The organism is Rhodanobacter sp. UC4451_H18 (assembly GCF_052978225.1).
The window spans coordinates 3,028,741-3,049,172 of record NZ_CM129663.1 but is presented as its reverse complement, the minus strand read 5'-3'; the positions used below and the strand labels follow the sequence as shown (position 1 = coordinate 3,049,172).

Sequence of the window (20,432 nt, the reverse complement as noted above, 5' to 3'; positions counted from 1 at the left end):
GGCTCCTACTCGTATCTCAGCGCAATTGCCGGGTCGACGCGCAATGCGCGCGCCAGCGGCACCAGCGCCGCCAGCACGGCCACGCCGAGTACCACCAGCAAGACCGGCACGAAGACGACGGGATCATGGGCGCGGGTGCGCAGACCGGGATCGGCCAGTAGCGCCGACCACGGCATGGCCAGCAGCAGGCCGATGCCCAGCCCGATGCCGAGCCGCCAGCCCAGCTGCCGCGCCACCGTGCGCACGATTGCGCCGTGGCCGGCGCCGATCGCGCGGCGAATGCCCAGCTCGCGCGTCCGCTGCGTCACCGAGAACGCCAGCACCCCGTACAAGCCGGCGCCGGCCAGCAACAGCGCCACCAGGCCCAAGGCGCCGAACACGGTGGAAAGCACCGCAAGACCCACCCTGCCCTGCGCCATCGCCGACGCCTGCGAGCGCACGCGATACACCACCGCCTGCGGATCGACCGCATGCACGGCAGCGATCAGTTGCGGCTCGAAGCGCCGGGCGTCGGCGCGCGTACGCACCGCCAGGCCCACCGCACGCAGCGGCGATTGCGTAGCTGACTGGCCCAGCGGCAACAGCAGGCCCGGCAGCGATTTTTCCAGCACGCCGTCCATCTGCAGAGACTCGGTCACGCCGATGACGGTGAGCGTTTTCGCACCGGTACGGCCGGGCCACAGCACCAGCTTGCGACCCAGCGCATCGCCATGCGGCCACATGGCGTCGGCCAGTTTGGCATCCACCACCGCCACCGCCGCGCTGTCCGCGCGGTCGCGCGCATCGAAGAAGCGCCCCGTGCGCAGCCGCACGCCATAGGTGGCGAGGAAGTGCGCATCAACGATGCCCATCTGCGCGCGCGGCCAGCCATCTGCCGGCTCGGGTTGGCCTGGCAGCGCGATGGATTCGTGACTGCCCAGCACCGCGCCGGGCACGGTATCTGATGCCGAGGCATCGACCGCGCCAGCGTCGCGGCGCAAGCGCGCGATCACCGCATCGAGGAAACCGATGCGCTGCGCATCGTCGGTGTACGTCGCAGGCGGCAGCATCACCTTGGCCACCAGCACCTGGTCGGCATGCGAGGCGCCCACCACCGGCTGCGACAGCACGCTGCCCACCGCGCGCACGAAGGTGCCTGCTCCCACCAGCAGCACCACGGTGACGGCGACCTCGGCCATCACCATGACCTTGGCCACGCGGGCGAAGCCGGCCGCCGAGCCCTTGCCACCATCGCGCAAGGTGTCCTGCAGGTTGGCCCTGGACGCGCGCCACGCCGGGATCAAGCCGGCCGTCGCCGTGCTGAACACCGCGGCGGCCAGCGCCACCGCAGCCACCAGCGCGTCGATGCCGAAGTGATGGAACGGCACCACGCCCGGCGCCTCGCTGAAGTACATCGCGACGATCCAGCGATTGCCGCCATGCACGATCGGCAGCGCGATCGCCAGCGCCGCGAGACTGAGCAGCAGGCTCTCCGCCAGCGTGCCGAACATCAACCGCGCGCGACCGCTGCCGAGCGCACTGCGCAGGGCCAGCTCATGCCGTCGCTGCAGCGTCTGCACCAACTGCAGATTCGCCACGTTGACGCAGGCCAGCAGCAGCACCAGCACCGCCGCGCCGAACATCAGCCATACCCATTGGCGCATGTCCTCGGGCACGAAGGTGAACCCCAGCGGCTTGACCACGATGCCGCGCGAATGCTGGCCAGGCCCCAGCGCCTGCTGCAGTCGCGTACTCCACGCATCCAGCTCCGCCCGCGCCGACGCCAGCCGGCTGCCGGGCGCCAGCCGCACGACGCCGGACAGGTCGCGGTGCTGGCCCGGTTGCAGTTGCAGCGGCAGCCACACCTGGTTGCCCGTGACGGGCAGATCGTCGGCGCTTGCCGGCAGCACGCCGACCACCGTCGTCCACTCGCCGTTGACCCGCACCGCGCGCCCAACGACGTGCGGGTCGGCCTTGAACGCATGCCGCCACAGCGCTTCGCCCAGCAGCACCACCGGCGCAGCCCCGGGTTCCTCGTCGGAAGGCACCAGGCCACGCCCCAGCAGCGGCTTGAGCCCGAACAACGGCATCATCGACGCGGTCAGGCGGCTGCCCTGGTAGTACGTGGCGCTGTTGCCCGCGTCCAGGCCCACGCCGACGCCGGTGTACGCGCCCATCAGGTCCACGCTGCGCAGATGCCCGCGCAAGGCCAGGTACTGGTCGCTGTCGATGTCGCCGAGGCCATTGCCGCTGTGCGAAGGCTCGCCCACCGCCATCAGCCGCGCCGGCTCCGGCATCGGCAGCGGCTGCAGGATCAGCGTGTTGACCAGCGAGAACAGGAACAGCGCCACGCCCAGCCCCACACCCAGCACCAGCACCGACAGCAGCGCATAACCGGGCCGCCGCGCCAGCCGGCGCCACGCTTCGCGAAATTCGCGCACGATCATCGTCACTCTCCCCTCAGGGCGCGCATGGGCGCCACGCTCGCCGCACGCCATGCCGGCAGCAGGCAGGCCAGCAATCCGGCAACCGCCAGCACCACCGCCACGCCCAGCATCACCAGCGGATCGAGCGCGCCGCCGCGACCGATCAGCGTCATCAGCACTTGCGACACCGCGCGCGCCATCAGCCACGCCGCCGCCACGCCCAGCGCCAACCCCGCGGCGATCTGCACCAGACCACCGCGCAGCACCAATCGCAGCAGCCGCACGGGCGCCGCACCCAAGGCCATGCGCACACCGAACTCGCGCTCGCGCGCGGCCACCGCCACCGCCATCACCGCATACAGGCCGGCCGCGGCCAGCAGCAGGGCCAATGCGGCGAACAGGCCGATCAGCCACAGGCTCAACCGCGCGTTCTGCGTGGTCTGGCGCACGATGCTTTGCATGCTGCGCAGGTTGGCGATGGGCTGCTCCGGCGCGACCTCCGCCAGCGCCGCGCGCACATCGGCTTGCCAGTCCATCGGGTTGCCGTGGCCGCGCAACGCGAAGCGCAGCGGCTCCATGTCCCGGATGATCTTCATCGACGACTCGGGCATCTGCATCAGCGGTATGTACAGCACCGGCTGCAGTGGCTGCAGCGGCCCCCGTTGATAGGTGGCCCCGACCACGCCGACGATGCGCAGCGACCACACCCCTTCACCATCACGAGGCACGTCGATCGTCTTGCCCACCGCGTGGCCACCGTAATACGTGTCGGCCAGGTCCTGGCTGACGATGGCCACCCGTTCACCACCGGCCACGTCGTTGTCGTTGAAATCGCGCCCCTCGCGCAAGGGAATCGCGAACAGCTCGAAGAAGCCGGGGCCGATGCCGTGATACTGCGCCCCGAACTCCTTGCCGTCCGGCGTGTGCGGGCTGGTTTGCAGTTGCCCGTACATGCCGTCGCTGGCCGGCAGGTTGGTGGTCACCGCCGCCTCGGTCACGCCCGGTATCCTGCGCAGCCGCTGCACCAACCGTCGTGTCAGATCATTGATCGCGGCCACGTCCGGATAATCGGCCTTCACCGGCGCCAGGTCGAAGGTGAGGATGTGGCTGTCGGCAAAACCCAGCTGCATGCGCGAGGCATCGTAGAGCCCATGCATGAACACGCCGGCCGCACACAGCAGCACCGCCGCCAGCGTCACCTGCGCTACCACCAGCATGCGACCGAGCCGGCCGCTGCGCAGGCCGATGCCGCTGCGCCCGCCCTCGCGCAGCTCATCCACCGTGGTCGCACTGCGACTGCGCCACAGCGCCAGGCATGCCGCCAGCAACGCGCCCAGCAGACCCACCGCGAAGGCCAGCCACCACGCGGATGCGCCGACATGCAGACGCCCGCCCCACAACCATTCGGCGGGAATGAAACCCTGCAGCATGGCCAGCCCCACCGTTGCCAGTGCCATGCCCAGCAGCGCGCCGACGCCACCGATCAACAGGCCCTCGCCCAGCGACGGCAGCATCAGCCGCAGCAGCGGTGCGCCCAGCGCGCTGCGCACCGCCGCGTCGTGGTTGCGCGACAGTGCGCGCAGCAGCATCAGGTTGGTCAGGTTGACCAGCGCGATCAGCAGTACCAGCGCCGCGCTGGTCATGAAGAGCAGCAGCATCGGCCGTGCATCCTGCTGCATGACCGAGGACAGGCCTTCGGCGCCGAAGCGTGGCTTCTTCCAGTTGCCGCCCATCGCCATGTCGCGATACATCGCCCGCTCGCGCGCATCGGTCTGCGCCGACACCGCGGCGATGTCGGTGCCGGGCGCCAACCGCGCGATCGCGATGGTGCCGTTGTTGCTGTAGTCGCGGCTGCCTACCGGCAGCGCCGTCGGCAGCATCACGTCGCCTGGCCCGAGCACCGTATTGAAGGCGGCCGGCAGCACGCCGATGATCGTATGCGGCTCGCCTCCCACCTGCAGGCTGCGGCCGATCACCTGCGTGTCGCCGCCGTAGCTGCGCTGCCAGAAACCATGGCCGAGGATGACCACCGGCGGCCCGTGCGGGCGATCCTGCTGCGCGTTGAAGTTGCTTCCCAGCACCGGCGACAGGCCCAACGTGGGCAGCATGTGCCGGTCGATGTAGATCACGGGCACTTGTGCCGGCGCACCGGCACCGGCGACGTTCACCGTTGAACCAGGCCGCTCCAGTCCCAGCGACGTCACGCCATCGAGCTTGTCCAGGTATTGGTACTCGTGCGGCGAGATGCCTCCCACGTGGCCGTTGTCGTAGATCTTGCCCAGCACGACCAGCTGCGACGGCTGCGGCACCGGCAGGGGTCGCCACAAGCTGTTCTGGATCAGCGTGGTCACCGCCACGCTGGCGCCAATGCCCAGCGCCAGCACACCGCTGGCCAGCAGCAGGAAGCCGGGGCGACGCAGGCTCGTGCGCCAGGCACGCCAGATTTCGGTGAGCAGGATCGCCATGGCCTCTACTCCCCCCGCAACGCGCGCATCGGATGAACCCGACCGGCGCGCAGCGCCGGCAACAGGCAGGCCAGCAGGCCGGCGATGGCCAGCAGCACGCACACGCCAGCGAGCGCCACGGGATCGATCGCGCTGCGGCCGATGTCCTGCAGTACGGCGCGCAGCACGCCCGACAGCGACAGCGCGAGCGCCACGCCGAGTGCGAGGCCAAAGGCGACCTGCAGGAGTCCGCCAAGCAGCACCAGCTTGGTCAATCGGGCCGGCGAGGCGCCGAGCGCGCTGCGCACGCCGAACTCGCGTTCGCGCGCCGCCACCGCCACCGCCATCACCGCGTACATGCCGGCGGCGGCAAGCAACAACGCCAGCGCGGCGAAGAGGCCAACCAACAAGAGGTTGAGGCGCATGTCGGCGGTGGTGCTGTCGACGATGCTGCGCATGGTGCGCACGTTGGCGATCGGCTGGTTCGGCGCGACCTCGGCCACCGCCTTGCGCAGGGCGTCGCGCCAGGCGTTCGGGTCGCCGTGGCCGCGCAGCGCGAAGCGCATCGGTTGGAAGCTGCGGAAGATCTGCATGGCGTTGTCGGTCATCTGCGCCAGCGGCACGTAGAGCACTTCCGGCGACTCCTCCAGCGGGCCGAACTGGTTGGTGTCGCCGACCACGCCGACGATGCGTGCCGACCACACGCCGGCGTGATCGCCGCGTTCGTCGCGCTGGATCGTCTGGCCGAGGGCATGGCCGCCGTAGCGCTGCTTCGCCATCGCCCGGTTGACGATCGCCACTGTCTCGCCGCCACGGACGTCGTTGCGGTCGAACGCGCGTCCTTCGCGCATGGCGACGCCGAACAACGCGAAGAAATCGGAACCGACGCCGCGGTACTGCGTGTTGAACATTTCCCCGCTGCCGGGCAGCTGCAGACCGCCAAGGTTGAACTGTCCACTCCACAGGCCCGCCGGAAGATTGGTGGTCGAGGTGACATCGGTCACGCCGGGGATGGCGCGCAGGCGTTCCAGCACGCGCTCGGACAGGCCACTCACCGCAGCGGCGTCGGGATAGTCAGCCCGCACCGGCGAAAGCTCGAACGTGAGGATACCGTCGCTGGTGAAGCCCAGCGGTGTGCGCGCGGCGTCGTACAGCGTGTGCAGGAACAAGCCGGCGGAGCTGAGCAGCGCCGTTGCCAACGCCACCTGCGCCACCACCAGCACGCGGCCCAGCCGTCCGCTGTGCAGGCCGAGTCCACTACGCCCGCCTTCGCGCAACTCGTCGATCGCCGTCGCCCGGCGGCCGCGCCACAGGCCGAGCGTCGCCGCCAGCAGGGCGCCAACCAAGCCGATCAACAACGCCAGCAGCCACGTCACGGCACCAAAATGCAGCCGACTGTCCGGCAGCCACTGCGCCGGCATGTGACTTTGCAGTGCGCCCAGACCCACCACCGCCAGCAGCACGCCGGCCAAGGCACCGACGACGCCCACCAGCAAGCCTTCGGCCAGCGCCGGCAGCGCCAGCCGCAGCGTCGGTGCGCCCAACGCGCCGCGCACCGCGGCATCGTGACTGCGCGACAGCGCGCGCAGCAGCATCAGGTTGGTCAGGTTGACCAGTGCAATCAGCAGCACGAACAACGCGCTGGTGAGAAACAGCATCAGCACGCGCCTGGCATCGCCGTGCCGCCACGCATTGAACGACTGCGTGGCGAAGTGGACGCGCTCCCATTCGTTGTCGCCCAGCGCGACGTACATCGCATGCAGACGGGTATCGACCTCGGCCGCCACCGCGGCGGCGGCTACGCCTTCGTTCGGGCGCAGCAGCGCCATGTAGTTGGTGCCGTCATCGGCGCTGTTTGCCGGCAGCGCCGACGGCAGCATGATGTCGCCGTTGAAACCCAGTGCGGCGAAACCTTGCGGCAACACGCCAATGATGGTGCGGGGCGTGCCTTCCACCTGGATGCGGCGACCGATCACACCGGCGTCGCCGCCATACCGGTGCTGCCAGAAGCCGTGACCCAGGATCACCACCTGCGGCCCATGCGGCCGGTCCTCTTCGGCGCTGAAGCCGCGACCCAGCCGCATCGGCAAACCGACCGTCGGCAGCAGGCCGCGGTCGGCGTACAGCACCGGCACCAGTTCCGGCTGGCCATCACCGGCGATGTTCAACTTCGGGCCGGCCTGGATCAGGCCGATGGATTGCACGCCTTGCAGCGACTGCATGTGCTGGTACTGCTGCGGCGAGACCGCGTTGACCTGATCGCTGTTCCAAGTGTCCCAGGGACCCGCCACCAGCAACCGCGAGGCCTGCGGCACCGGCAACGGCTTCAGCAACACCTGGTCGATCAGCGTGGACACCGCAACGGTGCTGCCGATACCCAGCGCCAGCACGCCGGAGGCCAGCAGCAGAAAGCCCGGCCGGCGAAGGTTCGCGCGCCACGCGCGCCAGATTTCGGCAAGCCAGATGTTCACGCGCCGGTCTCCACGCGCTGGCCGATCAGCACATCCAGCCGCTGCTCGTCTTCATGGCGCAGACGCTCGAAGGTTTCCTCGTCGACCACGCGACCGTCGAACATGCGGACCTTGCGTTGCGCGAGTTCGGCGTAGCGCGCGTCGTGGGTGACCATGCAGATCGTGGCGCCGTCCTTGTGCAGCTCATCGAGCAGCGTCATCACCGCTTCGCCGCTGCGCGAGTCGAGGTTGCCGGTCGGCTCGTCGGCGAGCAGGATCGCGGGCTTGCCGACCAGCGCACGGGCCACCGCCACGCGCTGCTGCTGACCGCCGGACAATTGCGCGGGGTAATGACGCATGCGGTGCGCCATGCCGACGCGCTCCAGCACCTCCTGCACACGCTCGCGCCGCTCGGCAGCGCCGATGCCATTGCGGTAGGTGAGCGGCAGTTCGACGTTCTCCTGCACGCTCAAGTCGCCGATCAGGTTGAAAGCCTGGAAGATGAAACCGATCTCGGCGTTGCGGATGCGTGCGCGCGCGGCGGCGTTCAGTGCCGCCACGTCGTGACCGTTCAGCACGTAGCTGCCGGCGCTGGCGGTGTCGAGCAGGCCCAGGATGGACAGCAGCGTGGTCTTGCCGCAGCCGGACGGGCCGGAGATGGAGACGTATTCGCCACGGCGTATCTCCAGATGCACGTCGGAGAGCGCATGGGTTTCCACCTCGTCGGTCTGGAATACCTTGCGGAGGTTGGCGAGGGTAATGACGGTGGTGGGTTCGTTCATGGATTCGTCCGTTTCGATAAGGGTCTGACGTTGACGCCATTCTCGTAGGGCGGGCACTGCCCGCCGACGCATGCAACAAGAGCGGCGGGCAGTGCCCGCCCTACGGAATCAGCGTAGGCGCAGGCGGTCATATTTATCCCACTGGCTGGTGTCGGAGAGGATGACCTTGTCGCCGGGCTTCAAACCGCGCAACACCTGCACGCGATCGACCGAGGTGGCGCCGATGCGCACCGGCACGCGGGTGGCGGTGTCGCCATCGGGGTCGAGGCGGAACAGGCTGAGGTCGCTGTCGGCAGCGGCCAGCGCGGGGCGGCCGACCGATACCACGTCGTGCAATTCGGCGATGCGGATGCGGCCGTCCACCGAGAGATCGGGGCGTGCGCCCGCCGGCAGTTTGCCATTGAGCGCCACATCCACCTGCACGCTGCCGTTGCGCACGGCCGGGTCGATGCGCTCGACCTTGCCGGCGATCACGCCGTTGTGGGTGTCCACATTGACCGGCATGCCCATCGCCACGTCCTTGGCCTGTACCTCGGGGACTTGCAGGCGGGCGATCAGCACGTCGGTGCGCGCCACCCGTGCGAGGTTGGCGCCAGCGGCGACCTGGGCGCCTTCCTGCACGGCCACTTCCTGCAGCACGCCGGCGATGCCGGCCTTGACCTCGAGCGCATCGGCCTGGCGCTGGCGCAGTTGCAGGTTGCTCTGTTGCTGCGCGAGTTGTGCCTTCACCGCGTCGAGCTGCGCCTGCATGCTGGCGCCGAACGCACGCACGCGCTGCTGCTCGATCTGCATGCGGTTCTTCAACTGGGCCAGGACGATCTGCTCCTGTTCGTAGCGCACCTCGGGAATCAGATGCCGGGCCACGGCCTTGGCGTCGGCATCGGCCTTGACCTTGGCCGAAGCGTAATCGGCCTGCGCCTGCGCCTCGGCCGAACGCTGGTCGAGCAATTGCGATTGCAACTCGGCGCGCTTGGCCGCCACCTGGGCCTGCGCCGCGGCCACCTGGGCCTGGGCATTGCGCAGGCTGTCCTGCACTTCGGGGTCGGAGAGGCTCATCAGCACGGTATCGGGCTGCACCGTGGCGCCCGGCCACACCACGATCTGTTCCACCTGGGCGGCGGTGGCGGCGGCCAGCCAGCGCGAGGTGCGTGGCACCAGGGTGCCGGTGGCGCGCACCTCGCGCAGCATGTCGCCACGCTGCACGGTGTCGATCCACAGGCTGGAGCGCTCGGCGTTGGGCAGCGCCGGGCCCAGCCGCAGCAGCAACGCGGCCAGCGCCGCGACGAGCACGACGACGGCTATCGCGATCAGGCGCAGGCGCCGACGCTTGCGCAGTTTCAGGGTGGGGTTGACCATGTCCATGAGCCTGTCGGAGCAAGGCCCGTGCCATGGACGCAAATGCCCGCCCCGCAACGATTTCGGCCCACGTTTGGGCGATGCCTTCGTTCGCCAGCGGACAGCCATGTCCGGAACCGTACGAGTAGGGGCTCGGGGGCGTCGTAGGGCGGGCAGTGCCCGCCGGCTTTTTGCGGCAACGCGAAGCCAGAGCGGCGGGCAGTGCCCGCCCTACGAGGCTTGCCAATCCCGAATCCCGCAGCAGTCAGCCCGTGTTCTGCAGCCCCTGAGCCACACCGTTGACGCAGGCGACCAGGGCCTGCAGCAGTTCGTCGTCGTTGCAGTCGCGCTCGCGCCAGCGTTGCAGCAGGTCGACCTGCAGCAGGCTCATCGGATCGACGTAGGGGTTGCGCAGGCGGATCGAGGCGGCCAGGCGCGGCGCGTCCTGCAGCAGCGCGGGATGCCCGTTCAATTGCAGCAGCGCGCGGCGGGTGCGTTCGAACTCGGTGCGGATCAAGCCGAACATCTCCTCGTGCAGCGGGCCTGAGAGGCGCGAGAACGCCTCGGCGATGTCGAGGTCGCACTTGGCCAGTACCATTTCGACGTCGTCGAGCATGTTGCTGAAGAACGGCCAGTCGCGCGCCATCTCGGCCATCGCCTCCAGGCCGAACTCGCGCACGCCCTGCTCCAGCGCGCTGCCCAGGCCGTACCAGCCGGGCAGGATCGAGCGGCACTGGGTCCAGGCGAACACCCACGGGATCGCGCGCAGGTCCTGTACGCCGCGCATGCTGCGCCGGCTGGCCGGGCGCGAGCCCAGGGTCATGCGCTCGATCACGTCGATCGGCGTGGCGCTGCGGAAGTACTCCACGAAGTGCGCGTGTTCGACGAAGGCGCGGTAGGTCTCGCGGCTGGCGGCCGACAGCACGTTCATGCGTTCGCGCCACTGCTCCTCGCGCGGGTCGTCGGCGCGCGGGCGCAACGAGGCGCGCAACACGGCGCTCACGGTCTGTTCCAGGTTGCGCAGCGCCAGCGCGCGGATGCCGTACTTGCGGTGGATCACCTCGCCCTGCTCGGTCACCCGCAGCACGCCGGCCACCGATCCGCGCGGCGAGGACATCAGCGCCGGCGCGATGCGCACGCCACCGCGACTGGCCGAGCCGCCCCGGCCGTGGAAGAACGCCAGCTGGATGCCGGCGCCGCGCGCCACCTCCAGCAACTCCACCTGCGCCCGCTGCAGGCCCCAGCGCGAGGCCAGCGTGCCGCCGTCCTTGCCGCTGTCCGAGTAGCCCAGCATCACCCACTGCTGATCGTCGCGCGCGGCCAGGTGGCGACGGTAGACGGGGTCGTCCAGCAGCGCCTGCAAGGTGGCCGGCGCGTTCTTCAGATCGTCCACGGTCTCGAACAGCGGGGCGATGTTGAGCGGCACGCTGTCGCCCTGCACCAGCCCGCCGTAGCGCGCCAGCGCGAGCACCGCCAGCACGTCGGCCGCGCTGCGCGCCATGCTGATGACGTACAGCCCCACCGCTTCGCTGCCGTAACGGCGGCGCGTGTCACCCAGGGTGGCGAACACGTCGTACAGCGCGGTGACCACTTCGGCATGGCTGATCGCGAAGCGTGCATGGCCGCTGGCGTAGTCGCGCAATTGCACTGTGCGCTCGGCGGCCGGCCGCGCGGCCCAGCCCTTGTCGTCGAACAGCGCGGCCAGCGCGTCGTCGTGCACGCGCGAATCCTGGCGCACGTCGAGCCGCGCCAGGTGCAGGCCGAAGGTGCGCACGCGCTGGACCAGCCGCTGCACCGCGTAAGCCCCGGCGTGCAGGCCGCGGTGGGCGATCAGGCTGTCGGCGATCAGCTGCAGGTCGGCCTGCAGCTCGGCGGCGGAAGCGTAGCCGTCGGCGTCATCGTCGCGCAGGCTGGCCTCCAGCCGCGCGCCAATCAGGGTGAGCAGGCAGCGATACGGCATGTCCGCGTGGCGCGGGCGGATGCGCTCGGCGGCCCGCGGAAAACGCTCGCGATAGTCGGCCAGCCGCTGCTGCAACGCCGGCGCGACCTGCACCCGGCTGTCGGTCTGGCTGAGCAGGCGCGCGAGGTTGGCGACATCCGCCACGTAGTGCTCGATGACATGCGCGCGCTGGGTGGCGAGGCTGGCGGCGATGGTGTCGGCGCCGACGTTCGGGTTGCCGTCCATGTCGCCGCCAACCCAGGTGGCGAAGCCCAGCAGGCGCGGCAGCTCCACCGCCACGCCATAGACCTGCTGCAGCGCCTCGGCGAGTGCCTCGTACAGCGCCGGCACCACCCGGTACAGCGGGTTGGCCAGGTAGAAGCCCACGTGGTGATGCTCGTCCTGCACGGTGGGCCGGATCGGCGAGGCCTCGGCGGTCTGCCAGCCGGCGGACAGCGCCATGTAGATGCGCTCGTCATCCGCGGCGCGCTCCTGCGGCGTGCGCGCAGGGTCGAAGCCGTCGACCAGCGAACGCACGATGGCCTGCTCCTTCTCCAGCAGCGAGCGCCGCACCGCCTCGGTGGGATGCGCGGTGAACACCGGCTCGATCCACAGCCGGTCGAGCCAGCCCAGCAGTTCGGCCGCGTCCACGCCCTGCGCCTTCAGCCGGCCCAGCGCGTCGAGCAGGGACTCGGGCTGCACCTGGTTGCTCTCGCGCTGGTAGTCGCGGCGGCGGCGGATGCGGTGTACCCGCTCGGCGGTGTTGACCGCGTGGAAATAGGTGGCGAACGCCCGCGCCAGCGCCTCGGCGCGATCGGGCTCCAGCCCGGCCAGCGAACGCGCCAGCTCGTCGGTGGAGGCGCCCTCGGCGCGACGGCGGATCGCCGCGATGCGCACCTGCTCGACCCGCTCGAAGAACGCCTCGCCGCCCTGCTCGGCCAGCATCCTGCCGACCATCGCACCCAACCGGCCCACGTCCTCGCGCAGCGGACCGTCGTGCGGCAGGAATTCGGGCTCGCGATCTGTTTCCACGCCGTGCTCCACCGTTGCGGACAAGCGCCCAGCCTACCGAATCGGCGCGGCCGCGGCACCACGCCGGCAGGCATAAGCTTATGCCGCTACAATGGCCCGCTTGCACTGCCCGCCGAGGGGCGCTGCGACCGTTGGCGTGGATGCGGCTCTCTCCGCAACCCACGCAGCGGCCAGGCTCGGCGCGGCACGTTCCACAACGGCGCCCGGTTGCTTTACGCGAGTCCCTTCGCGAAGCAGGACCGGCCACCCATGGCCGGACTCTTCACAAAGCTCGCACTAACCGGAGATATCCATGAACGCCGCACTGAAAGAAAACACCCACGACTACAAGATCCGCGACATCTCGCTGGCCGATTTCGGCCGCAAGGAACTGGACATCGCCGAGCACGAGATGCCGGGCCTGATGTCGATCCGCAAGAAGCACGCCGCCACGTTGCCGCTCAAGGGCGTGCGCGTGACCGGCTCGCTGCACATGACGATCCAGACCGCGGTGCTGATCGAGACGCTGAAGGACATCGGCGCCGACGTGCGCTGGGCCTCGTGCAATATCTTCTCGACCCAGGACCATGCCGCCGCCGCGATCGCCGCCACCGGCACGCCGGTGTTCGCCTGGAAGGGCGAGACGCTGGAGGAATACTGGGACTGCACGCTGGACGCGCTGTCCTTCCCCGACGGCAAGGGCGGTTTCCTTGGGCCCCAGTTGGTGGTCGACGACGGCGGCGACGTGACGCTGCTGATCCACAAGGGCTACGAGCTGGAGAACGGCTCGAAGTGGGTGGACGAGAAGGCCTCCTCGCACGAGGAGCAGGTGATCAAGAACCTGCTCAAGCGCGTGCATGCCGAGCGCCCGGGCTACTGGCACACCGTGGTGAAGGACTGGAAGGGCGTCTCCGAGGAGACCACCACCGGCGTGCACCGCCTGTACCAGCTGGCCGAGGCGAAGTCGCTGCTGGTGCCGGCGATCAACGTCAACGACTCGGTCACCAAGAGCAAGTTCGACAACCTGTACGGCTGCCGCGAGTCGCTGGCCGACGGCCTGAAGCGCGCGATGGACGTGATGCTGGCCGGCAAGGTGGCCGTGGTCTGCGGCTACGGCGATGTGGGCAAGGGCTGCGCGCATTCGCTGCGTGCCTACGGCTCGCGCGTCGTCGTCACCGAGATCGACCCGATCAACGCGCTGCAGGCGGCGATGGAAGGCTTCGAGGTCAACACGGTCGAATCCACCCTGGGCCGCGGCGACATCTATGTCACCACCACCGGCAACAAGGACGTGCTGACGCTGGAGCACCTGAAGTCGATGAAGGACCAGGCCATCGTCTGCAACATCGGCCACTTCGACAACGAGATCCAGGTCGACGCGCTCAACGCGATGGCCGGCGTCGAGAAGCTCAACATCAAGCCGCAGGTGGACAAGTACACCTTCAAGGACGGCCGCTCCATCTTCCTGCTCGCCGAAGGCCGCCTGGTGAATCTCGGCTGCGCCACCGGCCACCCCAGCTTCGTGATGTCCAACTCGTTCTCCAACCAGACCCTGGCGCAGATCGACCTGTGGGCGAACAAGGACAAGTACGAGGCGAAGGTCTACATCCTGCCGAAGAAGCTGGACGAGGAAGTCGCCCGCCTGCACCTGGAGAAGATCGGCGTGAAGCTGACCACGCTGACGAAGGAGCAGGCCGGCTACCTCGGCGTGCCGGTGGAAGGCCCGTACAAGCCGGACCACTACCGCTACTGAGCCGCCAGCGGATCATCGGTCGGTTGCAGCAGAACGGGCGCGCAAGGCGCCCGTTCTGCCATCACCGGCTCACCACCGGGCAGCGTGCACCGTGCGGCCAGCGCCGCGCCGGATCATACTTTCGTACCGATCCAACACGGTCGAACCCACGGGAGACGGCGTCGATGTCGCCAAAGCCAAGCAGCGCCGACCGGCGATTGTTCAGCCAGCTTCGCAGTGAAATGGACCGGATGACCGCGTCCGAACGGGTGATCGCGAACTTCCTGCTCACCAACCGGCAGGCGGTGCCGTTCGAGACCGCCAACTCGCTCGCCGCCAAGCTCGCCATCAGCGCCGCGACGGTGGGCCGGTTCTGCCGTCGCCTCGGCTACCGGAACTTCCGCGAGCTGAAGTCGGCTTTCAAGTTCGACGTGGCCGTCGCGCCATGGCCGATCGGCGAAGGCCTGCGCTCGATGCTGCAGACCGGCAGCGGCGAACCGGCGCTGCAACGCGACCTGGACCTGACCATCGCCGGCATCATCGAGGTCTACCGCCGCGCGGAAACGCGCGAATGGCAGGATATCGTTGCGCGCCTGGCGCACTGCTCGACCCTGCACATCGTGGGATTCCAGACCGAGCGCGGGCTTGCGGCCCACTTCGCCAGTTTCCTGCAATATGTGCGCCCGCGAGTGCGGGTGGCCGACCTGGCTACCGGAAGCTTCTCGGAGGTGCTGCTTGACGGCACCGACAAGGATTGCGTCGTGATCGTGGAGACGCGCCGCTACTCGCGCCAGGCACAGCTGCTCGCCCGTCATTGCCGGCAGCGCGGGCTGCCGCTGGTGATGATCACCGACAAGTATTGCCACTGGGCCAGCGAATACACGCCGCACATCCTGGCATTGCCGACGGAAAGCGGGATCTTCTGGGGCACCACCGTTCCGATCCACGCGGCGCTGGCGCTGCTGGTCAACGGCGTGGTTCTCGCGCTCGGCGACCGCGTGGAGCAACGCCTGGCCCACGTCTCCGACCTCTACCAGGAATTCGTCGGCCACGTCGGGAAACCCGCGCGCGGGCGGCGCAAGAAGGGCGGCGACATCGAGCCTTGAGCACGCAGCGCACCGTCGGGCCGAGGCCCCGCGCTTCTGCGGAACCATGATCGCCGCTCCCGTTCAGCGCGACCGCACGTAGACCACGTAGATGACCAGGCCGGCCGCGAAATAGCCGCCGACGATCGCCAGCGGCAGCACGTCACCGCGCGTGGCGCGCAGCACCATGTCGATCAGCAGCGGCAAGCCCATCAGCGCGGCGAAGGCGATGCCGAGCGCCGGAATGATGCCGATCCACCAGCCACCCACGCGGATGCCGCCCAGCGGCACCCGGAACGATCGCGGCCGATCGGGCTCGACCACGCGCAGGCGCATGACCGCCGCGCAGACGATCGCGAACGCGACCGCCGTGCCGAGGCTGATCAGGTCGCCGAGCAGGCTGATCGGCAGGCACGCCGCGAGCAACGCCATGGCCACGCCGGTATAGATGGTGCCGACTTGCGGCGTGCGCGTCCTGCCGTCGATCCGCGCGAACACCGGCGGCAGCATGCGATCGCGCGCCATCGCGTAGAAAATGCGGGTCTGGCCGTAGATTGACGTCAGCAGCACCGAAAGCAGGCCGATCACCGCGGCGGACTTGACTGCGATGCCGAACATCGGCAGCTGCATCGCGTCGACGGCGACGGCGATCGGGTCGGCGACGCCGAGCCGGGCGTAGGGCACGATGCCGGTCATCACCGCGGCGACGGCCATGTACAGCACCGTGCAGACCGCCAGCGTCATGAAGATGCCGATCGGCAGGTCGCGCTGGGGGTTGCGCGCCTCGGCTGCGCTGGTGGACACGGTCTCGAAGCCGACGTAGGCGAAGAAGATCGCCGAGGCGCCGCGCAGCACGCCGGGCCAGCCGAACTCGAAATCGCCACGCGCCGGCGGCACGAACGGCGTGAGGTTGGCCGGGTCGATGAAGGCGATGCCGACCAGCACGAAGGCGACCAGCGCGGCAATCTTGAGCAGCACGATGGCCGTGTTGAACGCGAACGACTGCTTCATCCCGCGCAACAGGACAGCCGTCACCACCAGGATCGCGCCGGCGGCGACGAGGTTGATGCCGCCGCCGAACTGCAGGCGGTTGCTGCCGCCGTCGGTGCGGAAGTCGAGCATCGGCGTGGTGATCGAAGCCGGCAGGTGCAGACCGAACTGGTCGAGCAATGCCACCGCGTAGCCGGCGAAGCCGACCGCGACCGTCGCCGCGGCAATGCCGTACTCGAGCAGCAGCAGCCAGCCGGCGCACCACGCGGTGAAGCGGCCAAACGTGAGCAGCGCATACGAATAGCTCGAACCGGACAACGGCATCGTGCCGGCAAGCTCTGCATAGCAGAACGCGGTGAATCCGCAGGCGATCGCCGCCACCACGAACGACAACACCACCGCCGGCCCGGCATGAGTCGCCGCCGCGGTGCCGGTCATGACGAAGATGCCGGCGCCGATGACGCAGCCGACACCGATCATCGTCAACTGGAGCGGGCCGAGCGTGCGCGCCAGCCCGGGTTCGTCATCATTCGCCGATTGCAAGTTTTCTTTCATGAGAGTTACTATGATATAAATTGTGCATACTCGTCCAGAGGCCGATTTGCATGCAGACCGAGGTTCGCCACGAACGCTGGGAGCTCGCCGCGCCATTCGTCATCGCGCACGAGACCTACCTGCATGCCGACGTCATCGTGGCAACGCTGTCGTGCGATGGTGCCGTCGGCCGCGGCGAATGCACGCCCACAGCGTTCTACGGCGAGAGCGTGGACGGGGTGATGAAGACCGTGCGCGAACTGCTCGCCCGCCTCGCCCGCGGCGAGTCATGGGACCGCATCCACGATCGCGTGCCGGCCGGCGCCGCGCGCAACGCGGTCGACTGTGCGTTCTGGGATCTGCGCGCGAAACTGGCGAAGCAGCGTGTCTGGGAGCTGATCGGAGTCCCCGCCCCGGGCCAGGTGCGCACCGCACAGACCATCAGCGTGGGCGAAGCGGCGCAGCAGGCGGACAAGGCGCGCGCGATCGTCGCCACCGACGGCGACGGCGCCCTGATCAAGCTGAAGCTCGATGCGCACGACGTCGTCGCCCGCGTCGCGGCCGTGCGCGATGCCGCTCCGGCGGCGACCCTGGTCATCGACGCGAATGAATCCTGGGACCCGGTGTTGCTCGCCGGCGTCATGCCGGCGCTGCAGGCCGCGCATGTCGCGATGGTCGAGCAGCCGCTGCCCGTGGGCAAGGACGACGCGCTGGCGCGGATCGAACGCCGCGTGCCGGTCTGCGCCGACGAGTCGGCGCACGTCGGCGCCGACCTCGACGCGCTGCGCGGCCGCTACGACCTGGTCAACGTGAAGCTGGACAAGACCGGTGGCCTGACCGAGGCGCTGCGCATGACCGCCCGCGCGCGCCAGCTCGGCTTCGGGTTGATGGTGGGCTGCATGGAGGGGACGTCGCTCGGCATGGCGCCGGCGACGCTCGTCGCCGGTGCCGCACGCTTCGTCGATCTCGATGGCCCGCTCCTCATCGGCCGCGACCGCGACCCGGGCCTGCACTACCAGCGTGGCCTCGTCTCGCCACCCAGCGCGGCGCTGTGGGGCTGAACCGCATGTTTTCCAGGAGAACCGATGCCATGACGAGCCGAACACTGATCTCGCTGCTGCTGGTCGCACCGCTGGTCGTGTTGCCAGCCGGCCGTGCAGCGGCGGCCGACTTCATCGTGCGCCATGCCGTCGTCGTCGACGGCACCGGCGCCGCGGCCCGGCACGTCGACGTGCGCGTCGCCGACGGCCGCATCGCCGCCATCGGCGAACTCGCAGCGCAGCGTGGCGAACAGGTGGTCGATGCCCGCGGTCTGGTGCTCGCGCCGGGGTTCATCGACACGCACAGCCACCACGACCGCGGCCTCGACAGCCAGCTCGACGCGCTGCCGGTGACCAGCCAGGGCGTCACCACGATCGTCGTCGGCCAGGACGGCTTCTCGCAGGAGCCGATCGCCGACCTGTTCCGCCGCTACGGCGCCAGGCCGGCGGCGATCAACATCGCCTCGTACGCGGGCCACAACTCGCTGCGCGCGGCGGTGATGGGCGCCGACGCCAGCCACGCGGCGACGCCAGCACAGGTACAGGCGATGCGCCACCTGCTCGCCGCCGACATGAAGGCCGGCGCGCTCGGCCTGTCGACCGGCCTTGAATACGACTCGGGCATCTACTCCAAGCGCGCCGAGGTGCTCGCGCTCGCCGACGCCGCTGCGCCCTACGGTGGCCGCTACATCAGCCACATGCGCAGCGAGGACCGCAAGGTCTGGGACGCGCTCGACGAACTGCTGACGATCGGCCGCGAGGCGAAGATCCCGGTGCAGGTCAGCCACGCCAAGCTGGCGATGACCGACTGGTGGGGCCAGGCCGACCGCTTCCTGGGCCTGCTCGACAAGGCGCGCGCCGAAGGCGTCGACGCGACGCTCGACATCTATCCCTACGACAGCTGGCACAGCGAGTTGATCGTGCTGTGGCCCGAGCGCGACTTCGGGAACCGCGCGACCGCCGAATTCGTGCTCAAGCACCTCTCCCCGGCCGACGGCCTGCGCCTGTCGCAGTTCAAGCCCGAACCGGACCTGGTCGGCAAGAGCGTGGCCGATATCGCGCGCCTGCGGGGCACCGACGACGCGGATACGGTGATGGCCCTGATCCGCGAATCGGAAGCGGCCCACAGCACCGCGCAGGTCATCAGCCGCAGCATGGACGAGCGCGACATCGCGAAGTTCATCGCCTGGCCGCAGGCGAACATCTGTTCCGACGGCAGCCTCGACGGCCTGCACCCGCGCGGCTACGGCACGTTCCCGCGCGTGCTGCGCATGTACGTGCGCGAGCAGAAGATGCTGACGCTCGAGCAGGCCGTGCACAAGATGACCGGACTGGCAGCGCAGCACATGGGCCTGCGCGACCGCGGCCAGATCCGCGTCGGCGCGGCGGCCGACCTCGTCCTGTTCGATCCGCGCACGGTGGCCGACCGCGCCACCTACGAGAAGCCGCACGAGCTGTCGGTCGGCATCGCGCGCGTGTGGGTCAACGGCATCGCGGTCCTCGCCGACGGCAAGGCGACCGGCGCCCGTCCGGGCCAGGTGTTGCGCCGCCGGGAGGCACGCTGACATGCAGATCGCCGCCCCATACCTGCTCTTCCTCGGCAACACCCCGCACCGCCTCGACGCCAAGACGGCCAGCGGCATTCTCGACTGGCGCCCGGAACTGTGCGCCGGGCAATGCCGGCTCGACGCCGACACGGTCGACCTCGGCCTGCCTGACATGACGCCGGCCGCGGCCGCCGCCGCCGGCGTGCGCACGCTGGTGATCGGCGTGGCCACCTTCGGCGGTGCGCTCGACGAGGCGTGGATCGACACCCTGCTGGCCGCGATCCACGCCGGCCTCGACATTGCCAGCGGCATGCATGCACGCCTCGGCGAGAATCCGCGGATTGCCGCGGCCGCGCGCCTGGCCGGCGTGCGGCTGTTCGACGTGCGCCACGCCGACACGCATTTCGACGTCGGCTCCGGCCGCAAGCGCAGCGGCCGCCGGATGCTGATGGTCGGCGTCGATTGCGCGGTCGGCAAGAAGTACGCCGCGCTGGCCATTCACCGCGCCTTCGCGCGACGCGGCATCGCCGCCGATTTTCGCGCGACCGGGCAGACCGGCATCCTCATCGCCGGCGCCGGCGTCGCGATCGACGCGGTCGTCGCCGATTTCGCCGCCGGTGCGGCCGAAGCGCTGTCGCCCGACAACGAGCCCGGGCACTGGGACGTGATCGAAGGCCAGGGCTCGCTGTTCCACCCGGCCTATGCCGGCGTCAGCCTCGCCCTGCTGCACGGCTCGCAGCCGGACGCACTCGTGCTGTGCCACGACCCGCGACGCACGCACATCGACGGCTATCCGGACTATCCGCTGCCGACGCTCACCGCCTGCATCGCCGCCAACGAACAGGCCGCGCGCCTGACCAACCGCGCCGCACGCTGCATCGCCGTCGCGCTCAACACGCACGGCATGAGCGAAAGCCAACGCGCGGACGCGTTCGCCCGCGCGCACGCGGAAACCGGCCTGGTCGTCTTCGACCCGATCGCGACCGGTGCCGACGCGGTCGTCGAAGCGCTGCTCGCGGAAGCGCCCGATCTCCCGCAGGCAAGTCCACACACCCCGGGGGATCACCCATGAAACGCAAGACTCCGGCCATGGCCACCGTGCTGGCCTGTTCCCATGGCGACGCGCCTGCGAGGCCCA

12 protein-coding genes and 1 riboswitch are annotated in these 20,432 nt (G+C 69.6%); of the genes, 5 read left to right on the top strand and 7 right to left on the bottom strand.

What is annotated here, in order from left to right; all coding sequences use genetic code 11:
- Positions 1–5: 5 nt before the first annotated feature.
- From ACVCMG_RS13640 to ppc, 6 genes are all read right to left on the bottom strand, one after another.
- A complete protein-coding gene (locus ACVCMG_RS13640) occupies positions 6–2,426 on the bottom strand; it encodes an ADOP family duplicated permease (RefSeq protein WP_447114362.1) in 2,421 nt (806 codons plus the stop codon).
- A gap of 2 nt (positions 2,427–2,428) precedes the next feature.
- The gene (locus tag ACVCMG_RS13635) at positions 2,429–4,870 is read right to left on the bottom strand and encodes an ADOP family duplicated permease (RefSeq protein ID WP_447114361.1); all 2,442 of its coding nucleotides are present in this window, start codon (positions 4,868–4,870) and stop codon (positions 2,429–2,431) included.
- A gap of 5 nt (positions 4,871–4,875) precedes the next feature.
- Positions 4,876–7,320, bottom strand: coding sequence for an ADOP family duplicated permease (locus ACVCMG_RS13630; protein ID WP_447114360.1), 2,445 nt, complete (start codon positions 7,318–7,320; stop codon positions 4,876–4,878).
- Positions 7,317–8,081 carry an ABC transporter ATP-binding protein gene (locus ACVCMG_RS13625; protein WP_447114359.1) on the bottom strand — a complete coding sequence of 255 codons (765 nt, stop codon included), beginning with the start codon at positions 8,079–8,081 and terminating at the stop codon, positions 7,317–7,319. The genes ACVCMG_RS13630 and ACVCMG_RS13625 overlap by 4 nt, the downstream gene beginning before the upstream one ends.
- Before the next feature lie 108 nt (positions 8,082–8,189).
- The gene (locus ACVCMG_RS13620; RefSeq protein ID WP_447114358.1) at positions 8,190–9,437 is read right to left on the bottom strand and encodes an efflux RND transporter periplasmic adaptor subunit; all 1,248 of its coding nucleotides are present in this window, start codon (positions 9,435–9,437) and stop codon (positions 8,190–8,192) included.
- 244 nt (positions 9,438–9,681) lie between these two features.
- Positions 9,682–12,387, bottom strand: coding sequence for a phosphoenolpyruvate carboxylase (gene ppc / locus ACVCMG_RS13615; RefSeq protein ID WP_447114357.1), 2,706 nt, complete (start codon positions 12,385–12,387; stop codon positions 9,682–9,684).
- 108 nt (positions 12,388–12,495) lie between these two features.
- A riboswitch (S-adenosyl-L-homocysteine riboswitch) is annotated at positions 12,496–12,599 on the top strand.
- Positions 12,600–12,679: 80 nt separating this feature from the next.
- On the opposite strand from ppc, the gene ahcY reads away from it, so the two are divergent.
- Both ahcY and ACVCMG_RS13605 read left to right on the top strand, forming a co-directional pair.
- Positions 12,680–14,119, top strand: coding sequence for an adenosylhomocysteinase (gene ahcY, locus ACVCMG_RS13610; RefSeq protein WP_447114356.1), 1,440 nt, complete (start codon positions 12,680–12,682; stop codon positions 14,117–14,119).
- A 23-nt stretch (positions 14,120–14,142) separates the two neighbouring features.
- A complete protein-coding gene (locus ACVCMG_RS13605) occupies positions 14,143–15,204 on the top strand; it encodes a MurR/RpiR family transcriptional regulator (RefSeq protein WP_447099725.1) in 1,062 nt (353 codons plus the stop codon).
- A 63-nt stretch (positions 15,205–15,267) separates the two neighbouring features.
- Here ACVCMG_RS13605 and ACVCMG_RS13600 read toward each other — a convergent pair whose 3' ends face one another.
- Entirely contained in the window at positions 15,268–16,728 is a 1,461-nt protein-coding gene (locus tag ACVCMG_RS13600) for an APC family permease (protein ID WP_447114355.1), read from the bottom strand.
- A 50-nt stretch (positions 16,729–16,778) separates the two neighbouring features.
- Between ACVCMG_RS13600 and dgcA the strand changes: the two genes are divergently transcribed.
- The 3 genes from dgcA to ACVCMG_RS13585 are packed head-to-tail and all read left to right on the top strand — an operon-like array spanning position 16,779 to position 20,366.
- Positions 16,779–17,768 (top strand): N-acetyl-D-Glu racemase DgcA, encoded by a 990-nt coding sequence (gene dgcA, locus ACVCMG_RS13595; protein WP_395120135.1) that lies wholly within the window; start codon positions 16,779–16,781, stop codon positions 17,766–17,768.
- A gap of 29 nt (positions 17,769–17,797) precedes the next feature.
- Positions 17,798–19,312 carry an N-acyl-D-amino-acid deacylase family protein gene (locus ACVCMG_RS13590; RefSeq protein ID WP_447114354.1) on the top strand — a complete coding sequence of 505 codons (1,515 nt, stop codon included), beginning with the start codon at positions 17,798–17,800 and terminating at the stop codon, positions 19,310–19,312.
- A gap of 1 nt (position 19,313) precedes the next feature.
- Entirely contained in the window at positions 19,314–20,366 is a 1,053-nt protein-coding gene (locus tag ACVCMG_RS13585; protein WP_447114353.1) for a DUF1611 domain-containing protein, read from the top strand.
- The last annotated feature ends 66 nt before the right edge of the window (positions 20,367–20,432 follow it).

Coding starts and splice junctions, on each gene's coding strand:
- ACVCMG_RS13600 (WP_447114355.1), bottom strand. CDS start 16,728: ATGAAAGAAAACTTGCAATCGGCGAATGATGACGAACCCGGGCTGGCG.
- ACVCMG_RS13585 (WP_447114353.1), top strand. CDS start 19,314: ATGCAGATCGCCGCCCCATACCTGCTCTTCCTCGGCAACACCCCGCAC.
- ACVCMG_RS13635 (WP_447114361.1), bottom strand. CDS start 4,870: ATGGCGATCCTGCTCACCGAAATCTGGCGTGCCTGGCGCACGAGCCTG.
- dgcA (WP_395120135.1), top strand. CDS start 16,779: ATGCAGACCGAGGTTCGCCACGAACGCTGGGAGCTCGCCGCGCCATTC.
- ACVCMG_RS13625 (WP_447114359.1), bottom strand. CDS start 8,081: ATGAACGAACCCACCACCGTCATTACCCTCGCCAACCTCCGCAAGGTA.
- ACVCMG_RS13590 (WP_447114354.1), top strand. CDS start 17,798: ATGACGAGCCGAACACTGATCTCGCTGCTGCTGGTCGCACCGCTGGTC.
- ahcY (WP_447114356.1), top strand. CDS start 12,680: ATGAACGCCGCACTGAAAGAAAACACCCACGACTACAAGATCCGCGAC.
- ACVCMG_RS13640 (WP_447114362.1), bottom strand. CDS start 2,426: ATGATCGTGCGCGAATTTCGCGAAGCGTGGCGCCGGCTGGCGCGGCGG.
- ACVCMG_RS13620 (WP_447114358.1), bottom strand. CDS start 9,437: ATGGTCAACCCCACCCTGAAACTGCGCAAGCGTCGGCGCCTGCGCCTG.